Here is a 4,191-nt window from a genome sequence, read left to right on the forward strand (position 1 = left end):
CGGCCCGCGACGTCGCGGCCGCGATGGCCGCGGCGGCGCGGGCCTGGCTCGACGCGCTCGACCGCGACCAGCTCGGCGTCGCCACCGGGGCCGCGCCCAGCGGCGACGCGGCCGACGACGCCGAGCGCAGGCGCTGGTTCTACACGCCCACCGACCACGGCGGGCTCACCGTGCACCAGCAGCGGCCGGCCCAGCAGCGGGCGGCGATGCGGCTGGTCGCCTCCGGGCTGTCCGAGGCCGCCTACACCACGGTGGCCTCGGTGATGGGCCTGGAGAACGTCCTGGACCGCACCGAGGGCTTCGTCGCGCGCTTCGACCGCGAGCGCGGCCGCGACCCCGGCCTGTACTACCTGCGGGTGTTCGGCGAGCCGGGGCCGAGCGGGGCGTGGGGGTGGCGCTTCGGCGGGCACCACGTGTCGCTGAACAACCTCGTGGTCGACGGGGCCGTGGTCGCCACCACCCCGTGCTTCCTCGGGGCCGACCCGGCGTCGGCACCGCTGCTCGGCGGCGAGCGGCTGCGGCTGCTCGGGCGGGTCGAGGACCTGGGCCGCGAGCTCGTCCGCTCGCTCGCCCCCGACGCGGCCGCCCGCGCCGTGCTGCTGGGGCGGGCGCCTGCCGACATCGTCGCCGGCAACCGCACCGAGCTCGCCGAGGGCGACCGGGCCATCCCGCTCACCGGGATCTGGCGCGGGCCCTTCGCCGACGCCGCCGAGCGGGACCGGCTGCAGGCCGCCAGCGACGCGATCGACGAGGCCAGCGGGCTCGACGGCGACGACCACCGGGCGGTCGCGCTGACGGCCGCGCCCAAGGGCCTGCCCGCCGCCGACCTCGACGCCGGGCAGCGCGAGCTGCTGCGGGCGCTGCTGGGCACCTACCTCGACCGCGTCCCGGCCGGGGTGTCCCCGGTGGCGCGCTACGCCGACGAGGCGGCGCTCGACGCCGTGCACTTCGCCTGGGCCGGGCCCACCGCGCCCGGCGAACCGCACTACTACCGGCTGCAGGGCCCGCGGCTGCTGCTGGAGTGGGACAACACCCAGCGCGGGGCCAACCACGCCCACTCGGTGTGGCGCGACCCCGGCGCCGACTTCGGCCTCGACGCGCTCGCCGCCCACCGCGCGGTCCACCACTAGACCGACCGACCGGGCATGCTGCTGCGGTGGAACCCGTCACCGCGGTCGTGAACCCGGCGGCCGGCCGCGGCGCCGCGCTCGCCGTCGCCCGGCGGCTGGCCGACGCCCTGCCGGCCAGCGCCCTCGAGGTCGAGCGGACGCGCCACCCCGCGCACGCCCGCGAGATCGCCGAGCGGGCCTGCGCGCGGGGGCGCACCGTGCTCGCCGTCGGCGGCGACGGGCTGACCGGCTGCGTGGCCGGTCCCGTGGTGGCCGCGGGCGGGGTGCTGGCCATGGCCCCGGCCGGGCGGGGCAACGACTTCGCCCGCCAGCTGGGGCTGCCCACCGACCCCGCGGCCGTCGCGGACGTGCTGCGCACCGGGCGCATCCGCCGCGTCGACGTGCTGGACAGCGGCGGGCGGGTGGCGCTGGGCAGCGTCTACGCCGGGGTCGACTCGATCGCCAACGCGATCGCCAACGCCCGGCCCCGCGTCCCCGGTGCCCTGGTCTACCCCTACAGCGCCGTCCGCGCGCTGCTCTCGTTCCGCCCCGCCGGGTTCCGCATCGGCATCGACGGCGAGGAGTGGGCCACGCGCGGCTACTCGGTGGTGATCGCGAACTCCGGCTACTACGGGGCCGGCATGCACATCGTGCCCACCGCGGAGGTCGACGACGGGCTGCTCGACGTGCTCGTCATCCCCGACTCGTCGCGCTGGACGCTGATCGCCGCCATGCGCGAGGTCTACGCCGGCACCCACCTGCGGCGCCCGGACGTCGAGGTGCGCCGCGGCCGGGAGGTCGAGCTGTCGATCGACCGGCCGGTGCCGGTGCACGCGGACGGCGAGCCGTACGCCGACGCCCCGCTGCGGGTCTCGGTCCGGCCGGCCGCGCTGCAGGTGCTGGTCCCGCGGTAGGCCCGGACCCGGCGGACCTGGAGCAGACTGTGCGGGGTGGAGCCTCCCCCGCCGACCGACCCCCGGCTGGACCTGGTGGCGGGCACGATCGAGCTGTGCGCCGGGTCGATCGGGTTCGTCCGGCCGCGCGACGCCACGGCCCTGCTCTACGAGGACGAGGTCGACCAGGCCTACCCGCCGTACTGGGCCGAGCTGTGGCCCAGCGGGGTGGCGCTCGCCCACGCCGTCTCCGCCCGCGCCCGACCCGGCGCCGCGGTCCTGGAGCTGGGCTGCGGGCTGGGGCTGCCGGCCATCGCCGCCGCCCTCGGCGGCGCCCGGGTGCTGGCCACCGACCGCTCCCCCGACGCGCTCACCTTCACCGCGGTCAACGCCGAGCACAACGGGGTGGCCGTGCAGACCGCGGTCTGCTCGTGGGAGGAGCCCGACGAGCTGCTGCACCGCGGGCCGTGGGACCTGGTGCTGGCCGCCGACGTGCTCTACGGGCAGCGCAACGTCGACACCCTGCTGGCGCTGCTGCCCCGGTTGGTCGCCCGGGACGGCGAGGCGTGGATCGCCGACCCGCGCCGGCCGCTGGCCGGTGAGTTCCTGCGGGCGGCGCGGGAGCGGTGGGCGAGCGTCGAGACGGCGCCGGGGCGGGAGGCGGACGTCGACATCCACCGGCTCAGCCGGCCGCTGTGGTGGTGAGCGGGCCGGTGGGGCCGGGCTACGGTCGGCGCATGTCGCGCACCTCGGGTCCGGCGGTCGTCCTCGCCGTCCTCGCCGTTGCGGCCCTGCCGGTGGCGTGCGCGGGCGGGGATCCCGCCGCGCCGGCGCCCGCACCCGCACCGACGACCTCGCCCGCTCCCGACCCGGTCGTGGCCTGTGCCGGGCAGCTCGTCTACTGGGCCGGTCAGGACCTGGCCGGCGTGCCCGGCGAGGCCTACGACTACCAGCACCGCGGGTTGACCAGCGAGCAGAACGACGCGTTGCGGGTGCTGGAGGAGCAGGCCAGGGCGCAGGGCTGGGGTCCGGACCGGATCGCCGCGCAGGCGCACGCCGCGTGCGAACCCATCGTGGCGGCGAACCCGCAGGGCTTCTGAGTCGCGCCCACCCACCGCGACGCACACCCCGTGGTCGCCGCGCACATGTCGGGACATGTGCTCCACGGCGACCGGGTGTGCGTGACGGCAGCGGGTGTGCGTGGCGGCAGCCGGGGCCGCGCTACGGGGCGAGGTCGCCGAGGATGCGGCGGTACCGCTCGACGACGGTGGCGATCACGTCGTCCCCGTCCTGCGCCCAGACGTCGGCGTTGAAGATCTCGACCTCGATGTCGCCGGTGTAGCCCGCGGCCTCGACCGCGGCGGTCAGCGCGGGGAAGTCGACGTGGCCGTCGCCCGGGTATCCGCGGCCGAGCAGCACGTCGGCCGGCAGCGGGAGGACCCAGTCGGCGAGCTGGTAGGTCGCGATCCGCTCCCCCGCCCTGGCGATCTGGGCCTCGACCTGCGGGTCCCACCAGACGTGGAAGGTGTCCAGCGCGACGCCCACGGCACCGGCCGGGAACTGCTCGGCCATGTCGAGTGCCTGCCCGAGGGTGGACAGGACGGCGCGGTCGGCGCAGTACATGGGGTGCAGGGGTTCGAGGGCAAGGCGCACCCCGTGCGCCCGGGCGTGCGGCACCAGCTCGGCGACGGCGTCGGCGACGCGCCCGCGGGCCCCGGGCAGGTCGCGGTCGCCGGCCGGCAGCCCGCCGACCACCAGCACCAGCACGCCGGTGGCCAGGGCCGCGGCCTCCTCGATCGCGCGGCGGTTGTCGGCCAGCGCGGCCGCGCGCCCGTCGGGGTCGGCGGCGGTGAGGAAGCCGCCCCGGCACAGCGTCGAGACCCGCAGCCCGGCGTCGCGCACCAGCTTCGCCGCCTTCTCCAGGCCGATGTCGGCCACCGGCTCGCGCCACAGGCCGACGGCGCCGATCCCGGCCCGCGCGCAGCCGTCGACGACCTGGCGCACGCCCCACTGGTCGACGGTCTTCTGGTTCAGCGACAGCCGCTGCAGCCCGATGGTCACACCGCCCTACCTTCCAGAGACGTCCCCCGTCGTCGGAGAGGATGGGGTGATGCAGGTGGAGCGAGGATGGTTTTCATGCTGGCTGCCCTCGATGGCTCAGGTGGCTTGGCCCCTCGCTCCACCGTCTT

Annotated in this window: 5 protein-coding genes; 4 read left to right on the forward strand and 1 reads right to left on the reverse strand. The window is 77.1% G+C overall.

Annotated features, from left to right (window positions below; all coding sequences use genetic code 11):
- The 4 genes from KIK08_RS37495 to KIK08_RS37510 all read left to right on the forward strand — a co-directional run.
- A partial coding sequence (locus KIK08_RS37495; RefSeq protein WP_214408066.1) for a DUF3500 domain-containing protein occupies window positions 1-1,130 on the forward strand: 1,130 nt, incomplete at its 5' end.
- 26 nt (window positions 1,131-1,156) lie between these two features.
- Window positions 1,157-2,023, forward strand: coding sequence for a diacylglycerol/lipid kinase family protein (locus KIK08_RS42110; RefSeq protein WP_214408067.1), 867 nt, complete (start codon window positions 1,157-1,159; stop codon window positions 2,021-2,023).
- A gap of 36 nt (window positions 2,024-2,059) precedes the next feature.
- Entirely contained in the window at window positions 2,060-2,707 is a 648-nt protein-coding gene (locus tag KIK08_RS37505) for a class I SAM-dependent methyltransferase (RefSeq protein WP_214408068.1), read from the forward strand.
- Between the two features lie 32 nt (window positions 2,708-2,739).
- Complete coding sequence (locus KIK08_RS37510; protein WP_214408069.1) at window positions 2,740-3,102, forward strand: hypothetical protein; 363 nt, start codon at window positions 2,740-2,742, stop codon at window positions 3,100-3,102.
- Window positions 3,103-3,223: 121 nt separating this feature from the next.
- On the opposite strand, the gene KIK08_RS37515 is transcribed toward KIK08_RS37510, so the two are convergent.
- Window positions 3,224-4,063, reverse strand: a complete 840-nt coding sequence (locus KIK08_RS37515; RefSeq protein WP_308258141.1) for a sugar phosphate isomerase/epimerase family protein — start codon at window positions 4,061-4,063, stop codon at window positions 3,224-3,226.
- Window positions 4,064-4,191 lie beyond the last annotated feature (128 nt).

Origin of the sequence: Pseudonocardia lacus, from assembly GCF_018531445.1 — a bacterium.
GTDB lineage: Bacteria > Actinomycetota > Actinomycetes > Mycobacteriales > Pseudonocardiaceae > Pseudonocardia > Pseudonocardia lacus.

Coding starts and splice junctions, on each gene's coding strand:
- KIK08_RS37510 (WP_214408069.1), top strand. CDS start 2,740: ATGTCGCGCACCTCGGGTCCGGCGGTCGTCCTCGCCGTCCTCGCCGTT.